Consider the following 24,346-nt stretch of genomic DNA (forward strand, 5'->3'; position numbering starts at 1 on the left):
CTCACGCCCGCCGGGCATCAAAGGCAAGGCGAAAGCCGACATTGCTGGCGGCACTGTCAGGTGACAGGGCCATGCGCGCGGCGATCCGGTAGCGATAGCAGTAGCTCTTGTGGCACAAAAACGAGCCGCCCTTGAGCAGCCGCTCCCCATGCAGCCGCGCCGCCTCATTACGCTCGCGCGCCTTGAGCGACACCGAACGAATGCGGAATGGTTCTGCCGTCCACTCCCAGACATTGCCGACCATGTTGTAAAGCCCGAGCTCGGATGGAGCGAAGCTGCGCGCCGGCGCCGTGGCTTCAAACCCATCGCGAGCCGTATTCAGCCGGGGAAAGTTGCCCTGCCAGATATTACAGAAAATCGCCTCATCGCTCGGCTCCTCGTCCCCCCAGGGAAAGCGCTGCCGCCGCGCGCCACCCCGAGCCGCATGCTCCCATTCGGCCTCGCTCGGCAGCCGGCCGCCCGCCCATTGTGCAAAGGCTTCCGCATCCTGCGCCGATACCTGCGTCACCGGATGATCCAGCCGCTTATCGACCAAGCTGCCGGGGCCTTCCGGTTCGCGCCAATACGCACCATCTACCCGGTGCCACCAATTCAGGCCCGTGCCAACAACTTCCCCTAAACCCTTGCCGCCGCCCACGAACACCGATGACCAGCCGAACTGCTCGGCCTCCGTCACATAGCCCGTGTCCGCCACAAACTCGGCAAAGCGCTCCACCGTCACTGTGGTTGTTTCCAGCAGGAAGTCGTTGAGCTTGAGCGGTCGCTCCGGTCCTTCCCCGTCAGCGGCAATCACCGGATCGTTTGTCCCCACAAAGCTGCGCCCACCCTTGATCAACACGGCATCCGCCGACCGCGTCGGCGCCACCGGGGCAGGGGCCGCACCCGGGGTGGCCGTTACCGCCGCCGCTAACCTGCCCGAAGAAGGGGCGCAACAGGACATGGCTCAGCTCACGCTCAAGCCGGCAAGCACCTCGGCGCTGTTGTGCTCGGGAATGTCGCCGATCTCGGCCATCTTGGCGTCGAGCTTGCTCAGCATCCGCGCGAACACTTCGGCATAAGCCGGATCGCCGGCACGGTTCTGCAGCTCGTGCGGATCGCTCTCGCAGTCGAACAGCTCCCATTCGGGCGGTTCATCGCCGGGGAAAGCGCCGAGCTGGCCCAGATCGTCATTGTACCAATAGATGAGCTTGTAGCGATGATCGCGCACCCCGTAATGGGCAAAGGCGTTGTGGTAATAGTCCTTGTGCATCCAGTAGCGGTGATAGGCGACATCCTGCCAGTCGCCCGCCGCACTGTCCTCGAGCAGCGGTCGCATGCTCACCCCCTGCATATAGCTCGGCAGCGGCGCGCCGGCATAGTCTAGGAAGGTCGGCGCGAAATCCACATTGGTGGCGATCTGCTTGGAGACCGAGCCCGGCTTGATCGCCGCCGGATAGCGGATCACGAACGGCATCTGCAGCGATTCCTCATACATGAAGCGCTTGTCGAACCAGCCATGCTCGCCCAGGAAGAAGCCCTGGTCGGAGGTGTAGATGACGATCGTGTTCTCGGTCAGCCCATTGGCATCAAGATAATCGAGCAGCCGCCCCACATTGTCGTCCACCGCCGCAACCGTGCGCAGGTAGCGCTTGATATAGCGCTGGTATTTGAAGAGGTGCAGCTCGCGCCGGCTGGTGAAGGTGAAGGTCTCGCCGGTGTCCTTGTCGATCAGGCGCAGGCCACTGACATCCTCGGGGTTGGGAATCTTGCGACCGACAAAGCCGTTCTCGGCGCGCTGCGCTTCGCCGGTCTCATCGCCGCCCTCGGGCTGCACCAGGCCCAGATCGTCATAGGTCATGTCCTCGCGGATCCGCATCTTGGCCAGCTTGGCGGCCTCGGCGCGATTGCTGTAGTCATCGTCATAGGTTGGCGGAACCGGCAGATCCTCGGTGTAAAGCCCGCGATGGCGCGGATGGGGCGCAAAGGGCCGGTGTGGCGCCTTGTGGTGGCACATCATGAAGAATGGCCGCTCGCGATCGCGCCGCTCGAGGAAGTCGATGCATTTGTCGGTGACGATGTCGGTGGCGTAACCCGCTTCAACCCTCGGGCCATCGGGCCCGATCATCACCGGATCGAAATAGTCGCCCTGGCCCGGCAGCACCGACCATTCGTCAAAGCCCGTGGGCTGGTGCTCCGGGCCTTCGCCCAAATGCCATTTGCCGAACATGGCGGTCTGGTAGCCGGAATGGCGCAGATGCTTGGCCACATTGGGCAGGCGGTTATCGAGGTGGGTGGCGAGCGTCGTCACCCCATTCACATGATTATAGGTGCCGGTCAGGATCGAGGCGCGGCTGGGTGTGCAGATCGAATTGGTGACATAGCAATGATCGAGCCGCATACCCTCTTCGGCAATGCGATCCAGATTGGGCGTCGAGTTAAGCCCCGAGCCGTAGCAGGAAATGGCATTGGCCGCATGGTCATCGGACATGATGAACACGATATTGGGGCGCTTGCTGGTCATTGCATGTTCCGCAGTCTTGAGCGTGCCGGCAGCTGCGGCCACCCCGGGGGGCAGCCGCAGCATAGGGCCATAGATCAGTTCGAATACAGGTTCGAGAGGTAGAACTCACTGGCGGGCAGCGGATCGGTGATCTTGCCGAAATCCACATAGAGATTGGCCAGCGTATCGAGCCAGCCATTGACCGTGCCATCAGCGCTGAGTTCTTCGAGTTCGGCGCTCGAGGGCAGGCGGGCCTGCGGCGCTTCGGCGGCCAGCGGCTCCACCGGTACGCCCAGGAACGCTGCGGTGATCTGCACCGACTGGTCGAGATTGTCGCGGCGATAATCCAGCGCTTCCTTGATCACCGCATTCATCTTGCGCACGGTGTCTTCGTCGCTCGCCTTTTCATTGCTCACGATAAACGAGCTCGGGAACGCCACCTCGGGGAAGAAATCCTCGTTGGAGGAGAGCTCCTTCAGGTCCTTCACCCGCTGCCGGATCACGTCGACGAAGGGATACCAGATGCCCGCGGCATCCACCTGGCCCGAGGCAAAGGCGGTCACGATGGTGCTGGGATCCATGCTGACCACCTGGACGTCCCCGATGCTCATGCCGGCCTTGTCGAGCGCAAGGCGCAGCAGCATGTCGCCCGACGTGCCTTCCGGCACCGCCACGCGCTTGCCGCGCAGGTCCTCGATGCTCTCGATGCCCGGCTGGGCGATCACGCGGTCGGTATAGCCAAGGGCATTGATGGCGATCACCTTGGCCTTGCCCGAAGCGGGCAGCCACAGGGCACCCGGCCCGATATAGGCGAAATCCAGCGACCCGGCGCCCAGCGCCTGCACCTGAATCGGGCCATTGGTGAAGACGCTCAGCTGCGGGTCGAGCCCGTGCTTGGCCCACAGGCCCTGGTCATTGGCGATGGCGACCATGCTCGAGCCGAAATAATCGGCGATATAGCCCACGCGCACCTTGGTCAGGTCCTGGGCCAAAGCAGGGCTCAATGCGGCGCCCGCCAACGCCATGCCCGCGATGATCTTGATGAAGCTGCGTTTGTTCAAGGCTTATTCCTCCTGGTTGTTGCTTTGGCCTGATCGTGTGTAGACGGCGTGCCAAACTTGGTTGCGGATTGCTGCAAATTGCGGTGACAGCCGGATCTCGTCGTTGCGCGGATAGGGCAGGTCGACCTCGATGATCTCCTGCAGCCGCCCGGGGCGTGAAGCCATGACCACCACCCGATTGGCGAGATAAACCGCCTCGTCCACATCATGGGTGATGAACATCACGGTGCGCCGCTCGCGCATCCAGGTGTCGAGCAGCTGGTTCTGCATCCGCACGCGCGTCAGGGCGTCGAGCGCACCGAAAGGCTCGTCCATCAGCAGCACCTGCGGATCCACCGCATAGGCCCGCGCAATGGCGCAGCGCTGCTTCATTCCGCCAGAAAGCTGCTTGGGCAGCGCATCGGCAAAATCCGAAAGGCCCACCAGTCCAATATAATGGTCCGAAATCCGCCGGCGCTCGGCCCGCTCCACGCCCTTGAGCTTGAGCCCGAATTCCACGTTCTGCCGCACCGTTAGCCAGGGAAACAGCGCATATTGCTGGAAGATGACGCCGCGCTCGGGTCCGGGCCCTTCCACCGCCTTGCCATCCACAAGGCACTGGCCGCTGCTCGGCTTGAGCAAGCCGGCCGCAATATTCATCGCTGTCGACTTGCCGCAGCCCGACGGGCCCACCACAGTGACGAATTCGCCATCGAACACCTGGAGGTTGAAGTTCTCCAGCGCCACGAAGCGCCCATCAGGCACGCCGAACACCCGTCCGACATCGCTGAAATCGATCTTGACCTCGGCGCTCAATGCTCAACCCTTTCCTGCCAGGAGGTCAGCCGACGCTCGAGAAACAGCACGATCCGATCCATGATCAGACCCAGGATCCCGATGGAGATCAGGGACACGAAAATAACGGGCAGGTCATAGTAGAGCTGCCCCTGTTGCATGCGGAACCCCAGCCCCGATTGCGCCGCGATCAGCTCGGCAGCGACCAGCGTCGCCCAGGCCGCACCCAGCCCGATGCGAAAGCCCACAAGGATGAACGGGGTAGAGGCGGGCACTACGACCTTGGTGAAGATCACCCAATCATTGGCCCCAAGCACGCGGGCGGCATTGATGAAGGTTTTGTCGACATTGACCACGCCCTGATAGGTCGCGACCACGGAAGCCAGGAACGAGGCGAGAAAGATCACGAAGATCTTGGGCGGCTCGTCGATCCCAAGCGTGACGATCGCCAGGGGAATAATCGCCAGTGGCGGGATCACCCGGAAGAACTGGATCCACGGGTCGATCAGCCCACGCGCCACCCGATACCATCCCATCAGGAAGCCGACCGGGATCGCGATGGTGATGCCCAGGAGGAAGCCTGTCAGCACCCGGACAATGGAAGCTCTGACGTCATTGAATAACTGTCCGCTGCTGATAGCAGTGCCAAAGCGCTGCACCACCTGAACTGGGCCCGGCAAGGGTGTTGAGCCGCTCGCTGAATACAGCCACCAGATCCCGATCCCGACCACAAAGGAAATGGTGCCCAGCGCAAGATTGGAGCGCAGCAGGCCGCCGGGTTGCCCCGTCTCCGCGGCGGCTTCATGGTTCGTGGTCATCCAAGTCATCCCTGATAGCGAACTCCTTCAATCCGCCGCGGGCATCTCCTAGAGGCGCCGTTTTGGATTGCCGAAGTGCCCGTCCGACTCTCGCCATCGGAACCGCAGCATCAGCTGTTGTGGCAGGAATGCTTGGAGGACGCCAGCGCGGCGCAGTCGCAGCTTATCGCGTGAGCCGGCCTTGATCCGGTGACGCGGACAATGGTTCTAAGACCTTCCAAGCACCCGCATTTCCCCGTCCCAGTCGATCTCGTCCGCCGGCAGGGCAATACCATGATGACTGGCGGCTGCAGCGATGGCGCGTCTTGGATTATCGGCGGCCATGATGATCGCGGTATCGAAGGAAGCGATGTTCCAGCGAACAACATTGCGGACCGCCTGATCCATCTCCAAAGCCGAACCGGCGAGATTGTCGTGCCCGGGGACCCGCACCACCCCATCAACATCGCGCTCTATGCTCATGCCCGCAAATTCGTATTGAGCAGGCTCCGCCGCCGCGGCCAGCACGGCGTCGCTCACCAGGATGGATTTGTCGACGCCCTTCAGGCGAACCAAAGCGCGCAGCGCGTCCGGTGCAATATGATGCCCATCCGCGATGAAGCACGCCCAGAGCCCCTCGGCTCCCAGCTGTGCCAGCAGCGTATTGTTGAGCTTGGGCAAGTGCTGGGGCAAGCCATTGCCCAGATGGGTTGAGCAGCTGGCGCCTGCCGCTACCGCCATCTCGATCTGTGCGTAATCGGCCGCACTGTGCCCGATACTGACCGCCATCCCGGCGTTCTTGAGTGCACGGATTGCTTCCGCGCTCCCTTGGCGCTCGGGCGCCAGCGTCACCATCAGGATCGGCCGCCCCAGCCCAGCGGACAAGCCCTGAACCATCGCAGCATCGGGGTCGCGCATCGCGTCGGCGGGATGACACCCCTGGTAGCCCGCTTCTGCACGCAGGAACGGCCCTTCGAGGTGATAGCCAGGAACCATGCTGGGGCCGAGCCGGCTGCTGCGGGCCGCCGCGTCAATCGCCGCGAGCCGCTCGGCCAGTTGATCGCGATGCGCCGTGATGATGGTCGGCAAACACCCGGTGACCCCGGCCTTGCGCATCGCCGCCAGGGCATGATCGAGGGCGTCCGGTGTAATCGCGGGATCGTTGAAGTCGACCCCGGCATAGCCGTTCACCTGCAGGTCAAACAGCCCGAGCGTGGTGATCGCCATCAGCCCTGCACGGGGCGCAGCAGGGACGCCGCTGCCGGGTCCAGATAAAGGCTGGCATCGGGATGCTGCTGAACAATCGAGGCGGGGAACAGGTTCGAGACCGGCCCCTCCACCGCGGCCTGCACCGCCTTGGCCTTGCGCTCATCAGGCACTGCAAGGATCAGCGCTTCGCACGCCATGATGCGCTTGATGCTCATGGAGATGGCCCGCGTGGGCACGGCCTCCAAGGTCCCGAACCAGCCTTCGCCGAACTGCTGTTGCCGGCACTCCCGATCGAGCTCCACCACGAGATAGGGCTGGTCGTAATCGAAGTTCGCCGGTGGGTCATTGAACGCGAGGTGGCAATTCTCCCCGATCCCGGCAAAGCATACATCGATTCGCTGGCCGGCCAGGGCTCCGTTGAGGCGCGCCAGTTCAGCATCAAGATCAGTGGCGTCGGCGTTGATGGCGAGGAACGACTTGTAGCCCGGCAGGCGATCCAGGAATCGCTCGCGCAGATAACGCCGGAAGCTCGCCCCATGCGCCACTGGCAGGCCGACATATTCATCCAGATGATAAAAGCTGACTGCCGACCAGTCGATTTCGGCCTGCAGCAGCTGTTCCAGCATCTCGAACTGGCTGGCGCCTGTCGCCAGCACCACATGGGCTTCCCCATGCTGCGCTATCGCCTCGCGGATCACGCGGGCACCATGTTCGGCGGCAGCCGCACCCAGCGCAGGCTTATCGGGGCAAATGGAAATCTTCACTGCAAACTCCGGCGAAAAGGGCAGGGATGGGAGCGGTTACGCCCGCGGGCCATGACAATGTTCAATCAAGCGCGATAACCCGCAAGCCGGCAAGCACTGCCGGATCATCAAAGCGCTCCTTGGGATCGCCATTCGTGATCAGCACGTCCACATCGGCCAGTTGGGTCACCACATGCGGCGCGCGGCGGCCGAACTTTTCGTCATGGGCCATCAGGATCACTTGCCGCGAATGGGGCAGGATGGCGCGGATCAGCTCGACCTCCATCGGGTCGAACTCCTGCACGACCCCATCGCGATCGATGGCGCTGGCGCCGATCACCGCGAGGTCGAACTTGAACCGGTGCCGGCTTTCATCGGCCATCGTGAGCACCGAGGAGTCCTTGTTGCGGACATAGCCGCCATAAACATAGACGGTGGCATCGGTCTTGAGCGCGCAGGAATGCGCCACTTCAAGGTTCGGCGTCGCGATCAGCACGCCAGGATGGCGCGCCAGCACTTCATGGAGGGAATCGAACGTCGTCCCCAGCCCCACGAAAATGGTCGCCCCGGGCGTCAGGAACTCCTCGAGCGCCAGCACCAGCCGGCGCTTGACCGCCACGCCCACCGCATGACGCTCGTCATGTGTATGATGCGCCACCCCCGGTGAGGCGAACGCACCGCCAAAACCCTTTTGCAGCAGCCCCTCGGTTTCGAGCGTGCGCAAATCGCGGCGAATGGTCTGGTAGGTCACGTCGAACCGCGCCGCCAGTTCAGCGACGGAAGCCGCGCCATTGGCCCGCACCGCTTCCAGGATTGCCTGCCGCCGCTCGCTCGCCCGGATATTGCCCCCCGCGCCAGCCTCGGCGTCGGCTTGCGGATGCAGCCGGGGCGCGTTCTCGCCGCTCATTTCAGCCGCACACCCAGATAGCTGCGGTCATCGGTCAGCTGCAGGGCCGTAGTGCCCTTGGTGCTTATATAGGGGCCGATCTTGTGCAGATCCTCTGCCTCCACTTCCTCGAAGGCGGCTTCCCAGGATGCCACGCCGAACTCGGCGCCCATCTTGAAATAGCCGTCCGAGAACAGCTCGATGGTCTCGACCTCGGCCAGCGGATAGCTGCGCGTCTCGATGAAGCGCTTGGGCACGGCAAAGCCATCCAGTCCGCCATAACCCAGCACCGGCTCGGTGACATTGGAGAATTGGCCCTGACCGTGGGAAATCCCGTGCTGGATCAGCACTAGGATTTCAGCCTCGGGCACGCTGGGCAGGTGCTGCCGGCAGGCGCTGAGGGCGCTCTGCTCGATCGCCTCCACGATTTCGGGCGCGGCGGTGACCGTGCCCGCCTGCTGGTTGCGCGTGCCCTGCCAGGTCATGGCCGCGGCATGCTTGTCGCACTCCTCGAGCGAAGCGCCCCGCTGTTCGAAATAGCGCCAGGTCTCGCGCCGCAGGATGGCGGTGACGTCATCGAGGGGCTTGAGCACCTGCAGCGTGTCGTGGCCGTTGATGCGAATACCGCTATCGCCAACCGCCACCACTTCGAGCCGGTCGCCCAGGAGCAGCGCGGCCATCACCGTGCAGCCGCCGCGCAGCTTCCAGTCCGCTTCCACGGCCTCGAGCGCCCCATGCTGGGCATAGCCGGCATGGATTGCCTTGCCGAGATAATCGACGAAATGCTCGCCGCCCTGGAATTGCAGGGCGGGCTGGTCGGGCTGGCCTTGCGCCAGCAGAAAGATTTCAATGGCCCGCTTGACGGTGCGCGAGGCAAACTGCCCCGACAGCATGCCGCCAAAACGGGTGCCATTGCGATCGGTTACGCCGTCGATGACGGCGTAACCTAGGTTCGGCATGACTACGAGGCTGTCTTCATTGGTCTCCGGCTGGCCAAATTTCTTGCCCAACGTAAAAGCTTCAAGCTGCCGCATGTAATCCTGCTCTAGTCGTGTTTTTCGGTGTGGTGGGCCGGCTTATTCGCCGATGGCCGTCCGCCACTTGGCCAGTACGTCCTCGGCGCCGCCGAACTCGCTGAGCGGCTTGACATTGACGAGGGTCAGATCGGCCAGGTTCGGCGTGCCGGCCGGGCCTTCAACGTCGAGGCGCACCGAGCGGCGGCCGATATCCATGGCGAGCTTTTCCTGGGTCGACTTGGACATGGCCCAGTCGATAAACGCCTTGCCGCCTTCTGGATTGGGGCTGTTCTTGACCAGCGCCACGCCATCGGGGGTCGCTGCCGTGCCATCGGTCAGGTGCACGATCGAGATCGGTGCGCCGCCCTGCACATATTCCAGCGCATTGTCTTCGAGGGTCAGGCCCATTGCGGTTTCGCCATCGGCAACAAAGCGCGGCACGGCGCCCGAAGAGTCGGCGAACACGAAGTTCTTGGCGATCTCGGCATACTTGTCCCAGCCTTCGTCACCAAAGACGGTGAGGACAGTCTGCAACTGCTGCATGGCCGAACCCGAACCATCGGCACGGGCCGTGGCGATCTGGCCGGACCATTTGGGATCGGCAAGCTCAGCCCAGGTCTTTGGCGCCGATTCGAGCGGCTGCAGGTCGGTGTTGACCGCCAGCACGTAAACAACGGCAGTGTAGGGGGTCCAGGCGGGATCCTTGACGAACTGCGGATCGATCTGGTCAGCCTCGGGGGGCGTATAGGGCTCCAGCAGATCGCTGAGTTCGGTCAGCTGGCTACCCGAGATGGACCAGATTACGTCTGCGGCCGGTGCGCCCGCTTCGGCCTGCACGCGCTTGGCGATATCGCCCGAACCGAGCTTGACCACTTCGGCCTTGAGGCCGGTTTCCTGCTCGAAGATCGGCAGCAGCGTATCGACGATCGATGACTTGTGGGCGGTGTAGATCACCACCGAGCCGTCCTGGGCCAGCGCCAGCGAGGTCATGCTGGTCGAGGCGATCAGGGCCGCGGCCGACAGTGCCAGGAATGTACGTTTGCGAATGCTCATTCGAATCCTCCGGTTCGTTTTTAGACATTTTTCGGGTGAGATGATCCTGAACTACGCCGAAAGATGTTGCAATACGAAACTAGGCCGGTGTCATATGTGACAACGCAGTCCGGGAGGAGCAGGCATGAGTTATCTTGAGGTCCGCAACGCTACCAAGCAGTTCGGATCCACTTTCACGGCATTGGCCGGCGTTTCCATTGCGGTTGAACGCGGCGAGTTCTTCACTCTTCTGGGCCCGAGCGGCTGCGGCAAGACCACCTTGCTGCGCGCCATCGCCGGCTTCAATGACCTCTCATCGGGCGAGATCACCCTGGACGGCGCCAATCTGCGCGTCGTGCCTCCGCATCAGCGCGATATCGGCATGGTCTTCCAGGACTATGCGGTGTTCCCCCATCTCAGCGTCTTCGACAACGTCGCTTTCGGCCTCAAGCCCCGCAAGGTGCCGGCCGCCGAGATCAAGACCCGTGTGACCACCGCGCTTGAAGCCGTACGCCTCGGCGCCATGGCCGACCGCCTTCCCGCCGCCATGTCGGGCGGTCAGCAGCAGCGCATCGGCTTGGCGCGCGCCATGGTCATTAATCCGCGCCTGCTGCTCATGGATGAGCCCCTGTCCAATCTCGACGCCAAGCTGCGCATCGAGCTGCGCGAGGAAATTCGCGACATCCAGAAGCAGGTCGATATCGCGACCATCTATGTGACCCATGATCAGGAAGAGGCGCTCGCGATCTCGGACCGCATCTGCGTTATGAGCGCGGGCAAGATCGAGCAGATCGGCACGCCCCAGCAGATCTATGGCGATCCGCAGACCAGTTTTGTCGCCCAGTTTGTGGGCACCCTCAACATCTTCACCCCGGGCGATGCGATCAATGTGCTCGTCGCCCAGCTAGGCCTGTTCAACGAAGGCGTCGCCAACTGGACCATCCGCCCGGAACGTCTAGCCCTTGGGAACGGCACCGAGCCGGCCTCTGCCCAAACCGCTACGCTGCCCGGCACCGTGACCAAATACACCTATCTCGGGCGCGAGGCTCATGTGCAGGTGGAAACCCCGGCTGGCGTTGTCATCGTTCAGCTGGCCGATCCCGGCATGGCGGCGACCAGGCAGGCGGGCGAAACGGTCTCGGTTCTGGTGCCGCGTGATGCCCTCATGGCGTTCCGCGCCGATGGCACGAGGATCCAGCAATGACCCTGCTGCAGCGCCTCAATTTCTGGTCCGTGGTGATGATTCTCACCTGGGTCCTGCTGTTTGTGCTGCTGTTCATTCCTGTGGGCTCGGTCCTGGTGTCGAGCCTTTATGATCAGTCCGGCAATCTGACCATCGCCAATTACCTCAAGTTCCTTGGGGAACCGCGCTTTCGGCAGGCCTTCGTCAACACGCTGGTGGTGGGCTTTGGCGGCCTTTTCGGCGCGCTGCTGCTCGGCTCCATCATGGCCTTTTGCGTGTCGCGCTTTGTTATTCGCGGCGGCAAGTTCGTCTCGCTCCTGGCCATTCTCGCGCTCGTCTCGCCGCCCTTTATCGGCGCCTATTCCTGGATCGTGCTGTTCGGGGCAGGGGGCGTGGTGCGCGGCTGGCTGCGCGAAGTGGGGATCACCATGCCGCCCATTTACGGGCTGGGTGGCATCCTCATCGTCTTCTCGCTCAAGTTCTATCCATACGTGTACCTGATGGTCTCGGGCGCACTGAGCAACGTCAACCGCTCGCTTGAGGAAGCAGCCGAAGGCCTGGGGCTAACCCCTTGGCAGCGCACCATGCAGATCTCGTTTCCGATGGTGTTCCCGGCCTTGACGGCTGGTGGGCTGCTCGCCCTTATCCACGCCATCGCCGACTTCGGCACGCCGCGTCTCCTCGGCCGTGGCTACAACGTGCTCGCCACCGAAGCCTTCACGCTCTATTCGGCCGAAGTGGGCTCCAACATGTCCATGGCCACCACGATCAGCGTCGTGCTGATCCTGGTGTCGATGGTCTTCGTCATGCTCCAGCGCTACATGTCGCGCCGCAATGTTTATCATGGCAACATGATCAACAAGCCGACCCGCATCCAGCTCAAGGGCTGGCGCAATGTCCTGGCGCACTTTGCCGTCTACTTAATTGGCCTGTGCGGTGCGATGCCAGTCATCATCTCGGTGATCTATTCCTTCCGCAAAACCAACGGCCCGGTGTTCCAGCAGGGCTTTGCCCTCCAGAGCTATGAACGCATCCTGTTCAACCTCGGCGATGTCGTGCGCAACTCGCTCACCTTCTCGGTGGCAGCGGTTGTTCTGATCGTCATGGTCGGCACCGTGGTCGGCGTACTGGTGGCGCGGCGCACCAATCTCAACACCGCGCTGCTCGATGGGGCCTTCATGGTCCCCTATGTGATGCCCGGCATTGTCATCGGCATTGCCTTCATCGCCGCCTTCAACACCGGCCCCATCGTGCTGACCGGGACGGCTGCGATCATCATCCTGTCCATCTTCATCCGGCGGCTGCCCTACACGGTCCGCACCACCGCTTCTTCCCTGCGACAAATTTCCCCCAGCATGGAGGAAGCCGCGGTATCGCTCGGCTACAGCCCCTTCCAGGCATTTCTGCGCATCACCGTGCCGCTGATCGTCCCCGGCATCATCGCCGGCGGCATGCTCAGCTTCGTCACGGCGATCAACGAGCTGTCGTCCTCGCTCGTCCTTTATGTCGGCAGCACCATGACCATGCCGGTGCGCATTTACCTCCTGATCCTCGACGGTGATTTCGGCACCGCCGCGGCCCTTTCGACCGTGTTGCTGCTGTTGAGCGGCTGTGCCGTCTACATCGCGTTCCGCTTCATGGGCCGCAATGAACAAGCACTGCTGTGACATCTGTGCAGCTTGACCATCTCACCGGGCAGGGGCCTTTACGCCCCAGCTTCATCTACTTGCCCCGCATCCAAGCAAAGGATCGCTCAATGAACCGCACCTCCATGATCAGCGTGTCAGCTCTTGCCCTGGCCCTCGGCATGTCCAGCCTTGCCGCGCTGCCTGTGCTCGCCCAGGACGACATTTCGGGCTCGACCCTGGTTGTTTACACGCCCAATGAAGAAGGCATGCTCGACAGCCTCATCCCCGTCTTTGAAGACCAGACCGGCGTTGAAGTGCAGTTGATCACTGCCGGCACCGGTGAGCTCTACCAGCGCATCGGCAGCGAAGCGGGCAATCCGCAGGGCGATGTGATGTTCGGTGGCGGCGCCGCCCAGGCCAATGCCAATCAGGAACTCTGGGCCGAGTATGTCTCGCCCGGCGATGCCGAGATGGTCGAAGCGGGCAAGAACACCACCGGCTTCTTCACCCCCTACCAGGCCGATGGCTCGAACCTGCTGGTCAACACCGAAGCGGCCGCCAAGGCCGGCGTCGAGATCGACAGCTATGCCGATCTGCTCGCCCCCGAGCTCAAGGGCAAGATCGCCTTTGGCGATCCCACGGCTTCGTCTTCCGCCTTCGCCCAGCTTACCAATATGCTCAAGGCCGTCGGCGGCGATTATGAATCCGACAAGGGCTGGGAGTTCGTTCGCTCCCTCGTGACCCAGCTCGATGGCATCACCATCGGCTCCTCGAGCCAGGTGGCCCAGGACGTCGCCAATGGCGAATACATCGTCGGCCTGACCTATGAGCCGCTCTCGTTCAACTTCGTCCAGAGCGGCGCTCCCGTCGAGATCGTCTACCCCGAAGAAGGCGCGGCCTTCCTGCCCGCGACCGTCCAGGTCATCAAGGGCGGCCCCAATGAGGCGGCTGCCCAGGCCTTCATCGACTTCGTGATCACCGAAGAAGGCCAGACCATCATTGCCGAGCAGACCGCCGGCCGTCCCCTGCGTGAAGGCGTCGACAAGCCAGGCCTGCCGGCGCTCGCTGATATCCCGACCGTGCAGGAAGATGGTGCCTATGTCGCGGCCCATCGCGACGAGATCGTCGCCAAGTACAAGTCCATCCTCGAGGAACAGTTTTAATGCTTGATGGCATCAACCAGGGGGCAGCGCGGTGACCAGTATTGCGCTGCGCTCGCTCCGCAAGGAGTACAACAACCAGGTCGCGATCCCCGATCTCGACCTGGACATTGCCGATGGCGAGTTCTTCACGCTGCTGGGTCCCTCCGGCTGCGGCAAGACCACGCTGTTGCGCATGATTGCCGGCTTCAACTCCATTGAATCCGGCACCATCTCGTTCGACGGCGCGGTGATCAATGATCGCCCGCCGGCCGCGCGCAATATCGGCATGGTGTTCCAGAACTACGCCTTGTTCCCGCAGATGACGGCGGCCAAGAACGTCGCCTTTGGTCTGCAGACCCGCAACGTGGAAAAGGCCGAGATGGCCCGCCGCGTCGAGGCCGCGCTCGCTTCCGTACACATGGCCCATCTCAAGGACCGGCTGCCCGGCGCCATGTCCGGCGGCCAGCAGCAGCGCGTTGCACTGGCCCGTGCCCTCGTGATTCAGCCGGCCGTGCTGCTGATGGACGAGCCCCTGTCCAATCTTGACGCCAAGCTGCGCGTTGAGATGCGCGACACCATCCGCCTAGCGCAGCGCGAGGCGGGGATCACCACCGTCTACGTGACCCACGACCAGGAAGAAGCGATGGCGGTGTCCGACCGCATTGCCGTGATGCACCAGGGCGTCGTGCAGCAGGTCGGCACGCCCGCCCAGATCTACCGCCATCCGGCCAACCGCTTCGTTGCCGAATTCATCGGCAAGACCAATCTCCTCACCCGCGATCTGCGCCGCCTCGACGGCCGCGCCCTGATCGATCTCGGCGATGGCGAACCCCTCGACATCACTGCTGCCGTCAACGACACCGCCACCGGCACCGTCGAAGTCTCGGTGCGCCCCGAAGCCGTGCGTGCCGCCGCAACCGGCCTGCCGGCCGAGATCGCTGAGGAAACCTTCCTTGGCTCTCATTCCCAGGTCCAGGCGCGCCTGCAGACCGGGGAAACCGTGGAGTTCCTCGAATTCTCCCGCCGCTCCTCCCAGTGGACCCGTGGCGAGCAGGTCTTCCTGCAGTTCGACCGCGACATGCTGACTTTCTTTGATGCGCAAAGCGGCACCTCCATCAGCAATGGAGCCCAGCAGTGAAGCTCGCCGGCGATCGTCTCGACGGCTGGACGGCCATCGCACTGACCCTCACCGGCGGCTACCTGCTCATGGTGATCTGGCCGCTCGTGATCGTGCTGATCAACAGCGTCAGCGCTGGCGGCGAGTTCTCGCTCGCCGGCTTCGCGACCTTTTTCTCCTCGCGCCTGTATTACGGTACCCTGGTCAACAGCCTGCTCGTGACCGTCTGTGTCACCATCCTGGCGCTGGCAGTGGCGTTCCCGCTCGCTTACTTCATGACCATGTTCCGCATCCGCGGCAATCGCACCGTGCAGATGCTGATCCTGGCCTCCATGATGTCCCCGCCATTCATCGGGGCTTATTCCTGGATCCTGCTGCTGGGCAACAACGGCATGATCACCCGCTGGCTCGAAAGCACCTTCGGCATCGAATCGCCCAGCATCTATGGCTTTCCCGGCATTGTCCTGGTGCTCACGCTCCAGCTCGTGCCGCTGATCTTCATCTATTTGATGGGCGCCTGGCGCACCATCGATGTGTCGCTGCTCGAGGCTTCCGAAAGCATGGGCATCACCGGCTGGCGTCGCGCCATGCAGGTGATCTCGCCGCTGCTGCTGCCCACCGTGCTGGCCGGGAGCCTCCTGGTGTTCGTGCGCGCCTTTGCCGATTTCGGCACCCCGATGTTGATCGGGCAGGGATTCCGCACCATCCCCGTGCTCATCTACAGCTCCTTTGTGGGCGAGGTCAGCATCGACAAGAGCTTTGCCGCCGCGGTGGCCGTCATCGTCATCCTGGTGACGCTTACGGTCTTTCTCGTGCAAAAAGTGCTGGTGGATCGCCGGCAGTTCTCGATGACCGCCCTGCGCTCCGTCGAGGCCCGCAAGCTTCCAGGCTGGCGCGGCGTTGCCGTGCATGCCTATGTCTATGGCTTCCTGGTTCTCGCCTTGGCGCCGCTTGCAGTTGTCGTGGTCAGCTCGTTTCGCAAGACGCTCTACGGTCAGTTCGTGGCCGGCTGGACGCTCGACAGCTATACCGACGCCCGCCGCGACATCTTCCGCTATATCGGCAATACCTTCGGCATTGGCCTGACCGCGCTGGTCATCCTCGTCGTCATCGCCGTGCTGGTTGCCTACCTGACCGTGCGGCGCAAGGGTGCCCTCAGCAATACGCTCGATACCATGACCATGGTGCCCTATGTGGTGCCCGGTCTCATCATCGGCATTGCTCTCGTCACCGCCTTCAGTCAGGGCCCGCTGGTGCTGACCGGCACTTTCGCCATCATGGTGATCGCGCTGACCATCCGGCGCCTGCCTTATGCCGTGCGCTCCACCACCGCGCTCATGCACCAGATCAGCCCCAGCATCGAGGAAGCGGCGATCAGCCTCGGCGCCTCCAAGTTCCGCACGCTGGTCCGGGTGATCGTGCCCGCGCTCGCGCCCGGCATCATGTCGGGCGCGGTGCTGAGCTGGGTGACCATCATCACTGAGCTCAGCACGACACTGTTCCTCTACAACACTTCGACGCAAACGCTCTCGCTGGGCATCTACGCCCAGGTGATCCGCGGCCAGCTCGGCACCGCCGCTGCGTTGTCGACGATCCTGCTGGCGCTGACCATGCTGTCCCTCTTCCTGCTGATGCGCCTGCCCGGCGGTCACAAGGAACTGCGCGTTTAACCCGGTGGAGCTGGCGGCAAGCTGTCCGCCAGTTCACGCCCACCAGCATGATTGCCTTGGTTGCGTGCTGCAACTAGGCTAACCCTCTGGTCGGCGCTGTTTGTCCGCGCTGCCCGGGGGATCCCATGAAAGCAGAAACCGGCAACCTGTTCCGTAAGCTGGAAGCCATTGGTGAACTGACCGAGGAGATGAAGGCGGCGATCGACGCCATGCCCCTCCAGGTCAAGTCGCTGGCCAAGGGTGAGCACGTCGTCAGCGATGGCGAAATCTCCCGGCATAGTTGCCTGCTGCTCGAAGGCATGCTGCACCGCAGCAAGCTGACGCCCCAGGGCAATCGGCAGATCCTTTCCATCCACATCCCGGGGGATGTGCCCGATCTGCACAGCTACCATCTCAAGAAGATGGACCATGACCTGGTGGCAACGGTCGACTGCCAGGTAGCCTTGATCGCCCACGAGGACATCGGGCAGGCTATCCACGCCAGCCCGGCGCTGAGCGACCTTCTCTGGCGCGAAACCCTTATCGATGCCGCCACCTTCCGCGCCTGGATGACCATGATCGGCCAAACCCAGACGCTTGCCCGTGTCGCCCATATCCTGTGCGAGCTTTATGTCCGCTGGGAGATGATCGGCGACCTCGAAGGCGGGCCTTTTCCCTTCCCGCTAAGCCAGGACGAAGTGGCCGATGTGATCGGCGCCAGCATTGTCCTTGCCAGCCATAGCTTGCAGGCCCTGCAGCAGCGCGGATTGGTCAGCCTGGAGGGGGGCAAGGCGACCGTGCTCGATTGGCCCGCCCTGCGCGACCTCGCGCAGTTCGAACCCGCCTACCTCTATTACCTCCACGAGACCCGCAGGCGCTAAGCCTGGCCCGGCCGCTTGATCGTCAAGCTGATGGAGAGCTCCAGCAGTCGCTCCTGGTGCTCGTCTCGCACCCACATGGTGATGCTGCCCGGCGGCGAGGTGGGAATCAAATCGCGCACCATCTCGGCCAGCGCCTTCACAGCCTCATCCTCCGCGGCCTGTTCGTCGCGCAGGTTCGTGCCTTCCGAGTCTTCGTGGAAGCTCCCGTCATCGACGTCGAAAAAGAAGCGCTGCATCACAAAGGCACCCTGTGTAGCCCGTCAACGAAGATGGAGCAGGCCAGTTGCTGAATTAACCTGTGCCGGGCTCGGGTCTTTGCACCACGCCAAGCAAGCTTGTGCGGCTAAGGTCCTGATTATTCTCCTATCGTGAAATCCGGCCACTGCCCATGATTTAGGTCAAGCAATCGTGAGCCGCAAAGTGATACCAATAAAGGGGCTCCGAAGCGGTGCTCGCCGCCGCGGGTGCTTTGCCCAGCTTGGGCTTTCCTGTGGGCAACTTATGGTTTCGCAACTCTTGCGGGTGACGCCGAACCGCCAAAAGCGCACTGTGCCGAGGCAACGCACCGGGGCCGATACGATGCACCTGCTACCCCACACCATGCAGACCATTCTCGACGAGCAACCCGCATCAGCCGATTCGGTGACGGCGCAAGCAGTGTCGCGGCTCGAGCAGCGCTTTGGGATGACGGCAGCGATGTCGCTCAATGCCCGGCTGCTGGCCGAGGCACTCAATGCCGCCCTTTCCGATCCCCACACCCGCAGCCTCTTGCAGGCACCAGGCACGGCCGGCGCGGTTTAGCGCTGGCCCGGACCGGCGCTCCAACGGCAAAAGCGCCCCGCAGAAGCCTGCAAGGCGCTGAACAGCACGGCACTGGATGTTATCGGGGCGGAGCCCTCTGCAGGCCCGGGCTTAAAGCCCCTGCAGATCAGCCTCGGCGACGACGCGCTCGCGACCGTCGGAATCATCGTGGACGCGGTACTGAAATTCGCGGCCTTCAAACGGCAGCAGGCGCAGCACGACGCATGGCGTCGCCGCCTTGCCTGCGCGCACATTGCTCAGCAGCATCAGCCGATCGCCGGTGCTGTAGAGATGGTTGACCTGGCGGGCAACGGGGGCAGGGATGCTACGGGCCATCGGCGCAACATTATCAGTCACCGCAGGCACAGGGGCAGCAGCTGCGGAACCCCGGCTGCGCTTCATTGGCACTGCGATACTTTTCAAGTTAGCCGACACAAGAGCACTCCCGCCTGGAACAAAACAAACACCGGGATGTGCCAGGCGGCGCACCCCGGTGCTAAAGTCTTGGGCTTAGCTCAGCAGCGACAGATTGGCTGCCGAAACCTTGCCGTCACGACCGGTTTCCAGTTCGTAGGAAACCTTGTCGTTTTCATACAGGCCCTGCAGGCCCGAACGCTCTACTGCCGAGATGTGGACGAAAGCGTCCTTGCTGCCATCTTCAGGCGAAATAAAGCCGAAGCCCTTGGTGGTGTTGAAGAATTTTACGGTACCATTGATGGTTGCCATGATGAAGTCCTTTGAAAGCCCGAAGCACATGCAAGCGAGCGCTCCCTTGGGCGACATGCGCAAGGGTGATAACGTTCGCAAGAAAGAGAAGGGAGCCAGGGCCCGGAGAACCGGAAGATCAGGCAGCCGACGATTGGCTGTAAACGTGTAACCCTTGTATGACAGTCAATGGTGTTCAAAGCAAGGCCGCATGTCCGCCGCGCCAAACCGGGCCAGTTAGGCCCCGGGAAGCGGCTGGCGCTTTAAAGGCTGGCGACATGCCGGCGGCCCAACTACCATCATATTATTCCGGCCTTCTTCCGGCTTTTCACTGCGGACCTTTCCATGACCACAGCCTTCCCGGCAGACCTTGTTCTCAACAATGCACGTATGGTGCTGGCCGATGAGGTGATCCAGGGTTCCCTTCGTGTTGTGGACGGGCATATCGCCGAGATCGGCACCATAAGTGCATCCGGCACGGATCTGGAGGGGGACTACCTGATCCCCGGTCTCGTGGAACTCCATACCGACCATCTCGAAACCCATTACGCCCCGCGTCCCCGCGTGCGTTGGAACCCTGTCGCGGCAGTGCAGGCCCATGATGCCCAGATCGCCGCTTCGGGTATCACCACCGTGCTTGATGCCATTCGCGTTGGCACCGACGAGCACGCCGATGTCGGCCTGGATGAGTCGCGCATTCTGGCCGGGGCGATTGCGGCGGGGACGCGGGCAGGGCGCCTGCGCGCCGAACATCACGTCCATCTGCGCTGCGAGGTTTCCGCACCCGATTGCCTTGAGAGCTTTTTGCAGGTGATGGACGATCCCCAGGTGCGCTTGGCATCGTTGATGGACCACGCGCCGGGCCAGCGCCAGTTCGTCAAGGAAGAGGTTTATAAGTCCTATTACCAGGGCAAGCTCAAGCTCAGCGACGCCGCGCTCGAGGAGTTCACCACGCGGCGCAACATCGAATCGCAAACCTTTGCCGGCCGCCACCGCCGCGCCATTGCCGATCTGTGCCAAAGCCGCGCCATCGTGCTGGCCAGCCACGACGACGCGACCTCAGACCATGTGGAAGAAGCAGTGACGCTCGGCACCCATATTGCCGAATTTCCCACCACGCTGGATGCGGCGCGCGCCTCCCGTGAGGCGGGCATGGCGATCCTGATGGGCGGGCCCAATGTGGTGCGCGGTAGCTCCCACTCAGGCAATGTCTCGGCCCGCGCGCTGGCCGCCGCCGACCTGCTCGACATCATCTCCTCGGACTACATCCCTTTCAGCATGTTGCAGGCCGCCTTTGCCCTCGCCGACGGCCCCGAAGGGGTGAGCTTGCCCAAGGCTGTGCAACTGGTCACCAAGCGTCCGGCCGCCGCCATCGGCTTTGATGACCGTGGCGAGATCGCCGTCGGCAAGCGCGCCGACCTGGTGCATCTGCGCATCGAAGACGGCATCCCGATCGTCCTGACCGTGTGGCGCCAAGGTCGCCGGGTGGTATGACCGGCACCTTCGTCGCCGTTGTTGGCCCCAGTGGCGTCGGCAAGGACAGTCTGATCCGCTTCGCCCGCGATCGGCTGGGCGATAAGATCTGTTTCGTGCGCCGGGTCGTTACCCGCAGCGCCGATGGCAATGCCGAGGATCACGACACGCTTGATCCCGAAGGTTTCATGGCCGCCGAAGCCCGCGGCGATTTCGCGCTTAGCTGGGCTGCCCACGGCCTGCGCTACGGTCTTCCGGTCGCGCTGGAACATGAACTCGCCAGTGGCCGGGTCGTCGTCGCCAATCTCTCCCGCGGCGTGTTGCCAGCGCTGCTGCAGCGCTATCCCACCGCGGTGGTCGTCTCCGTGGTGGCTGATCGCCCGGTGATCGCCGAGCGGCTCCTGCGCCGCGGCCGGGAATCACCGGCCTCGGTGGAGCGACGCCTCGCGCGCCGCATCGAGTGCAACACCGTGCCCGCCAACGCCGTCGTCATTGACAATTCGGGTGAGCTTTCCGTTGCCGGCGCTCAATTCGTGACGCTGCTGCAAGAGCTCGGCGGGCGGTGAACTAAGCTATAGTAAGTACGGGAAAGTCCAGCTTACTCCAATGTTTAACTGTGCGTGATTCTGCACCTCTATACAGTGTTCTGTAGTTACGAGAGTAGGCAGCAGCATGGATCTTCCTGGCATCGGCAGACGTGAGTTTCTCGCCAAGGCAACCCGCACTTTCACCGCTACGCTCCTGGCCGGCTCGCTCGCAGCTTGCGGGTCGGGCGGGCACCGGCGCAGCGCCCGGTCCCGCTCCGTGATTGGCGGTGGGGCCGCCGACACTGACGCCGTCTCCTGCTTCCTGCCCGGCACGCGCATCGGGACCGCCAAGGGCACTGTTGCCGTCGAAACCCTGCGGATCGGCGATCTCGTGCAAACCGCTTCCGGCACTCAGCCCGTCAAATGGATCGGGCGCAGCCTGCGCCATCGTCCCGCCGCCGGCTGGTCGCTCACGATGCGGCCGGTTCGCATCCGCCGCTCGGCCATGGCCCGAAATGTCCCCAGTCGCGACCTGCTGGTCTCGCGCGAACACAGCCTCTTTCTCGACGGCGTGCTGATCCCCGCCTATCAACTCATCAACGGCACCACCATTACGGAAGAGCCCTGGGATCATTCCCCCACACTCGAGCTGTTCAACATCGAATTGGCCGAGCATCAGGTGATCTTTGCCAATGGCGTTGCGGTCGAAACCCTCCTCGCCAATAATGGCCGTGACCAGTTCGACAATGCCGCCGAGTATGCGCTTCTCTACGGCCCGCACACTGCAATCACCGCCAAATACGCCCGCGTCATCCGCTATGGTCGCCGCCGCGACCGTGCCCTCGCCTCTGTCAGGCGCTGGCTCACCGGCTGGGGTCTTGATCTGCGCGACGCCTCCATGCGCGCCCATGACCGCTTCGCCGCCCGCGCCCAAATGGCCGGTTGAGCGGGCAGGGGCCTCGCTGCGCATCAATCCCCCGGCAAAGTGCGCGATGGCCCACCCGCGCTCTTGCATTGGCCTGCGCCTCCCGCTAGTTCTGTGCGTCGGGTTCGCCCCCAAGCGGGCGGGTATAGCTCAGTGGTAGAGCAGCAGCCTTCCAAGCTGAATATGCGGGTTCGATTCCCGCTACCCGCTCCAAAATTCCTCACATTGTCAGTAAATTACCGGCACGCGCTGCAAGCGCGTCGTAACTCCGTTGCAACTCCCATCGCGGGTACGGCTGCATTGGCGCCGGCAATCCTCCATATTGGGCCCGGACGTTTGCCGGCCGTGGAGGACCCCCGATGCATTTCACCTTCCGCCAGGAGCCAGGGGTGTTCACCATCACCGCCGGGCTGGTCGACGCCCATGGCGATATGCGCACCGGCAACCGCGTACAGAGCGATAAAACGCCGCTCACGCTGACCGAAACCCGCGTGTCCTTCGGCCTCGATATCCAGAACCTTGATTACGATCGGCTGGCGCTGGCCTGCTGCCTGCTCTTCCTGCCTTTCATCGGCAACAAGGTCTCTTTTTCCTTCCCAGTGTCCGATGTGATCCCCGAGTTCCTTCACGCCAACAAACGCGGCGCTCCCGGGCCCGAGCCGGTCGAAGTCACCACCACCGTAACGGGGCCGCGCCCCGAGAATGCTTCGCCCATCACCCTCGCCACCTGCGGGCTCGCCTTGGGCGGGGGCTTTGATGCCGTCGCGGTCAAGACGCTGCTGCCCGAAGTGTTCAGCTACCACCTCGTCAGCGCCATCATCGTCAACAACGTCTTCCACCTGCCCATCTACCGCTTCTACGCCGATCGGGACGCCATCCGGCTCAACGACGCCCCCGTCTGCGACCAGTATATCTGGACCAATGCCGAAAACATCGCGTCCCCGCGCGGCGTCACCACCTGGGCCACCTATGCCATTCCCATGCTGCTGGCCGGAGCCGATCGCGGCCTCAACTGCATCCTGTCGGGCACGGTGTTCGAAGGCTCGTTCAACGAAAACGGCCGCCGCTATGTCGAGTTCAGGCCCGGCAATCGCCATGATACGATCGGCCGGGCCTTCGCCGCCCTTGGCCTGCGCATCGCGCCTGCCGCCACCATGCTGCCCGAATATCTCAACATCAAGGAAGTTGCCCTGCATGGATTGGGCGACCAGGTCTCGTTCTGTATCATGGGGCCAAATGGCGGGCCCTGCGGGCGCTGTCTCAAATGCTACCGCAAGCGCCTGCTTTACGAGGCCCTGAAGCGCGAAACCGCTATCTCCATTCCCCAGTTCGAAGCGATGGACATCGCCCGCTTCGACAATCCCTATATCGCCAAGCTCTGCCAGGTCAGGCCGGTTTACCTCGCATCCTCGTTCAAATGGCTGCAGGACCGGGTGCCGGAGAGCCTCTACCTGCCCAGCATGGCGGAGGCGGTTGCGCAGGTGCCCCCCGTCCGCTTCGATCTCGGCCGATACTTCCCACCGGGGCTCGATATTTTGCCCGACACCATCGCGTCAGCCATGACCGAACGCTTGTCGCGGCGCTACCAGCCCATGAGCGCGGAGGAGATCGCCGCGGTGCGGGCGTGGAACTGCTTTGCTGCCGCCTAGATCCAGCCCGTGATCGCACCCAGGCCCGCCAGGGCAAAGCCGCCGCCTGCCAGGCGCGCCGCACCGGCGCCAAACCGCCCGGCGAGTCGCGCCACCGTCAAGCTCGCCGCCATCCCGGCAAGATGCAGGCTCGCGGTCGCCAGCGTGAATCCCGCGACATAGTCCAGCCCATTGGCGCCGCCGGGCATTTCCGCCCCATGCGCGTGGCCATGGAACAGCGCGAAAACCCCCACGAGGCCCATCGCCGCCGCCACCGGCATCGGCCGCCCCAGCGCCGCGGCGCCCCCGATCAGCACGCTCGAAACGGCAATCCCCAGTTCCACAAACGGCACCGGCACCCCGGCGACCCCAGCGCCAAAGCCAACAATCATCATTGCCACAAAGCTCAGCGGCACCGCCCAAAGCGCGCGGCCGCCCAACACAAAGGCGAACACCCCAACCGCCACCATCGCCAGCAGATGATCGAGCCCACCAACGGGATGCTCGAACCCGTGCACAAAGCCGAGGGCGTGTTCGGGCCCGCTATGGGCAAAGGCAAGGTTGGGAAAAACGGCGAGCATAACAAGGGCAAGCACTAGGCGCATCGATATCCTTTCGGGGACACGTCCGTCCCTCCGGTTCAGGTTGCTTCCCACGGCTTCCATTCACTCGCGCGTTAGTTATCCCCGG

General features: G+C 63.2%; 25 protein-coding genes and 1 tRNA gene. 12 read left to right on the plus strand and 14 right to left on the minus strand.

Annotated features, from left to right (window positions below; all coding sequences use genetic code 11):
* Position 1: 1 nt before the first annotated feature.
* The 10 genes from HRQ64_RS09580 to HRQ64_RS09625 form a co-directional block, all read right to left on the minus strand.
* Positions 2–838, minus strand: a complete 837-nt coding sequence (locus HRQ64_RS09580) for a formylglycine-generating enzyme family protein (RefSeq protein ID WP_349236690.1) — start codon at positions 836–838, stop codon at positions 2–4.
* A gap of 105 nt (positions 839–943) precedes the next feature.
* Positions 944–2,500, minus strand: coding sequence for a sulfatase (locus tag HRQ64_RS09585; protein ID WP_172123129.1), 1,557 nt, complete (start codon positions 2,498–2,500; stop codon positions 944–946).
* 74 nt (positions 2,501–2,574) lie between these two features.
* Positions 2,575–3,540, minus strand: a complete 966-nt coding sequence (locus HRQ64_RS09590; protein WP_172123130.1) for an aliphatic sulfonate ABC transporter substrate-binding protein — start codon at positions 3,538–3,540, stop codon at positions 2,575–2,577.
* Positions 3,541–3,543: 3 nt separating this feature from the next.
* Positions 3,544–4,317 carry an ABC transporter ATP-binding protein gene (locus HRQ64_RS09595; RefSeq protein WP_349236736.1) on the minus strand — a complete coding sequence of 258 codons (774 nt, stop codon included), beginning with the start codon at positions 4,315–4,317 and terminating at the stop codon, positions 3,544–3,546.
* 14 nt (positions 4,318–4,331) lie between these two features.
* The gene (locus HRQ64_RS09600; protein ID WP_172123131.1) at positions 4,332–5,132 is read right to left on the minus strand and encodes an ABC transporter permease; all 801 of its coding nucleotides are present in this window, start codon (positions 5,130–5,132) and stop codon (positions 4,332–4,334) included.
* A 207-nt stretch (positions 5,133–5,339) separates the two neighbouring features.
* The gene (locus HRQ64_RS09605; protein ID WP_172123132.1) at positions 5,340–6,338 is read right to left on the minus strand and encodes an amidohydrolase family protein; all 999 of its coding nucleotides are present in this window, start codon (positions 6,336–6,338) and stop codon (positions 5,340–5,342) included.
* Positions 6,338–7,084 (minus strand): glucosamine-6-phosphate deaminase, encoded by a 747-nt coding sequence (locus tag HRQ64_RS09610; RefSeq protein ID WP_172123133.1) that lies wholly within the window; start codon positions 7,082–7,084, stop codon positions 6,338–6,340. Before HRQ64_RS09610 ends, HRQ64_RS09605 begins: the two co-directional genes overlap by 1 nt.
* Positions 7,085–7,145: 61 nt before the next feature.
* Entirely contained in the window at positions 7,146–7,970 is an 825-nt protein-coding gene (locus HRQ64_RS09615; protein ID WP_172123134.1) for a DeoR/GlpR family DNA-binding transcription regulator, read from the minus strand.
* Positions 7,967–8,983, minus strand: coding sequence for a protein phosphatase 2C domain-containing protein (locus HRQ64_RS09620; RefSeq protein ID WP_172123135.1), 1,017 nt, complete (start codon positions 8,981–8,983; stop codon positions 7,967–7,969). The genes HRQ64_RS09615 and HRQ64_RS09620 overlap by 4 nt, the downstream gene beginning before the upstream one ends.
* 42 nt (positions 8,984–9,025) lie before the next feature.
* Complete coding sequence (locus HRQ64_RS09625) at positions 9,026–10,018, minus strand: extracellular solute-binding protein (RefSeq protein ID WP_172123136.1); 993 nt, start codon at positions 10,016–10,018, stop codon at positions 9,026–9,028.
* A gap of 124 nt (positions 10,019–10,142) precedes the next feature.
* On the opposite strand from HRQ64_RS09625, the gene HRQ64_RS09630 reads away from it, so the two are divergent.
* From HRQ64_RS09630 to HRQ64_RS09655, 6 genes are all read left to right on the plus strand, one after another.
* On the plus strand, positions 10,143–11,201 hold the full coding sequence (locus HRQ64_RS09630; RefSeq protein WP_172123137.1) for an ABC transporter ATP-binding protein: 1,059 nt from the start codon (positions 10,143–10,145) through the stop codon (positions 11,199–11,201).
* Entirely contained in the window at positions 11,198–12,847 is a 1,650-nt protein-coding gene (locus HRQ64_RS09635; RefSeq protein ID WP_172123138.1) for an iron ABC transporter permease, read from the plus strand. The genes HRQ64_RS09630 and HRQ64_RS09635 overlap by 4 nt, the downstream gene beginning before the upstream one ends.
* A gap of 89 nt (positions 12,848–12,936) precedes the next feature.
* Entirely contained in the window at positions 12,937–13,971 is a 1,035-nt protein-coding gene (locus HRQ64_RS09640) for an extracellular solute-binding protein (protein WP_210258535.1), read from the plus strand.
* Between the two features lie 31 nt (positions 13,972–14,002).
* On the plus strand, positions 14,003–15,088 hold the full coding sequence (locus HRQ64_RS09645) for an ABC transporter ATP-binding protein (protein WP_172123139.1): 1,086 nt from the start codon (positions 14,003–14,005) through the stop codon (positions 15,086–15,088).
* Positions 15,085–16,737: an iron ABC transporter permease gene (locus HRQ64_RS09650; RefSeq protein WP_210258536.1), complete on the plus strand. Its 1,653-nt coding sequence runs from the start codon at positions 15,085–15,087 to the stop codon at positions 16,735–16,737. The genes HRQ64_RS09645 and HRQ64_RS09650 overlap by 4 nt, the downstream gene beginning before the upstream one ends.
* A 125-nt stretch (positions 16,738–16,862) precedes the next feature.
* A complete protein-coding gene (locus HRQ64_RS09655) occupies positions 16,863–17,597 on the plus strand; it encodes a Crp/Fnr family transcriptional regulator (RefSeq protein WP_172123140.1) in 735 nt (244 codons plus the stop codon).
* On the opposite strand, the gene HRQ64_RS09660 is transcribed toward HRQ64_RS09655, so the two are convergent.
* Positions 17,594–17,833 carry a hypothetical protein gene (locus HRQ64_RS09660; RefSeq protein WP_127752880.1) on the minus strand — a complete coding sequence of 80 codons (240 nt, stop codon included), beginning with the start codon at positions 17,831–17,833 and terminating at the stop codon, positions 17,594–17,596. The two genes, HRQ64_RS09655 and HRQ64_RS09660, sit on opposite strands and share 4 nt — an antisense overlap.
* Positions 17,834–18,176: 343 nt before the next feature.
* Here HRQ64_RS09660 and HRQ64_RS09665 point away from each other — a divergent pair, with 343 nt between their 5' ends.
* Positions 18,177–18,398, plus strand: coding sequence for a hypothetical protein (locus tag HRQ64_RS09665; RefSeq protein ID WP_127752881.1), 222 nt, complete (start codon positions 18,177–18,179; stop codon positions 18,396–18,398).
* 111 nt (positions 18,399–18,509) lie between these two features.
* On the opposite strand, the gene HRQ64_RS09670 is transcribed toward HRQ64_RS09665, so the two are convergent.
* Together HRQ64_RS09670 and HRQ64_RS09675 are read right to left on the minus strand one after the other, a co-directional pair.
* Entirely contained in the window at positions 18,510–18,734 is a 225-nt protein-coding gene (locus HRQ64_RS09670) for a hypothetical protein (protein WP_127752882.1), read from the minus strand.
* A 174-nt stretch (positions 18,735–18,908) separates the two neighbouring features.
* The gene (locus tag HRQ64_RS09675; protein WP_127752883.1) at positions 18,909–19,124 is read right to left on the minus strand and encodes a cold-shock protein; all 216 of its coding nucleotides are present in this window, start codon (positions 19,122–19,124) and stop codon (positions 18,909–18,911) included.
* Between the two features lie 324 nt (positions 19,125–19,448).
* Here HRQ64_RS09675 and HRQ64_RS09680 point away from each other — a divergent pair, with 324 nt between their 5' ends.
* The 5 genes from HRQ64_RS09680 to HRQ64_RS09700 all read left to right on the plus strand — a co-directional run bounded on the left by HRQ64_RS09680 (position 19,449) and on the right by HRQ64_RS09700 (position 23,677).
* A complete protein-coding gene (locus HRQ64_RS09680; RefSeq protein WP_172123141.1) occupies positions 19,449–20,597 on the plus strand; it encodes an alpha-D-ribose 1-methylphosphonate 5-triphosphate diphosphatase in 1,149 nt (382 codons plus the stop codon).
* Positions 20,594–21,142 (plus strand): phosphonate metabolism protein/1,5-bisphosphokinase (PRPP-forming) PhnN, encoded by a 549-nt coding sequence (gene phnN / locus HRQ64_RS09685; RefSeq protein ID WP_172123142.1) that lies wholly within the window; start codon positions 20,594–20,596, stop codon positions 21,140–21,142. Before HRQ64_RS09680 ends, phnN begins: the two co-directional genes overlap by 4 nt.
* Positions 21,143–21,248: 106 nt before the next feature.
* Positions 21,249–22,049 (plus strand): Hint domain-containing protein, encoded by an 801-nt coding sequence (locus HRQ64_RS09690; protein WP_172123143.1) that lies wholly within the window; start codon positions 21,249–21,251, stop codon positions 22,047–22,049.
* Positions 22,050–22,167: 118 nt separating this feature from the next.
* A tRNA-Gly gene (locus HRQ64_RS09695) sits at positions 22,168–22,241 on the plus strand.
* A 146-nt stretch (positions 22,242–22,387) separates the two neighbouring features.
* Entirely contained in the window at positions 22,388–23,677 is a 1,290-nt protein-coding gene (locus HRQ64_RS09700; protein ID WP_172123144.1) for a DUF6395 domain-containing protein, read from the plus strand.
* Here HRQ64_RS09700 and HRQ64_RS09705 read toward each other — a convergent pair.
* The gene (locus HRQ64_RS09705; RefSeq protein WP_172123145.1) at positions 23,674–24,261 is read right to left on the minus strand and encodes a HupE/UreJ family protein; all 588 of its coding nucleotides are present in this window, start codon (positions 24,259–24,261) and stop codon (positions 23,674–23,676) included. The genes HRQ64_RS09700 and HRQ64_RS09705 overlap by 4 nt on opposite strands.
* Positions 24,262–24,346 lie beyond the last annotated feature (85 nt).

This window comes from Devosia sp. 919 (assembly GCF_013185965.1).
In the GTDB taxonomy this organism is placed as follows: Bacteria; Pseudomonadota; Alphaproteobacteria; order Rhizobiales; family Devosiaceae; genus Devosia.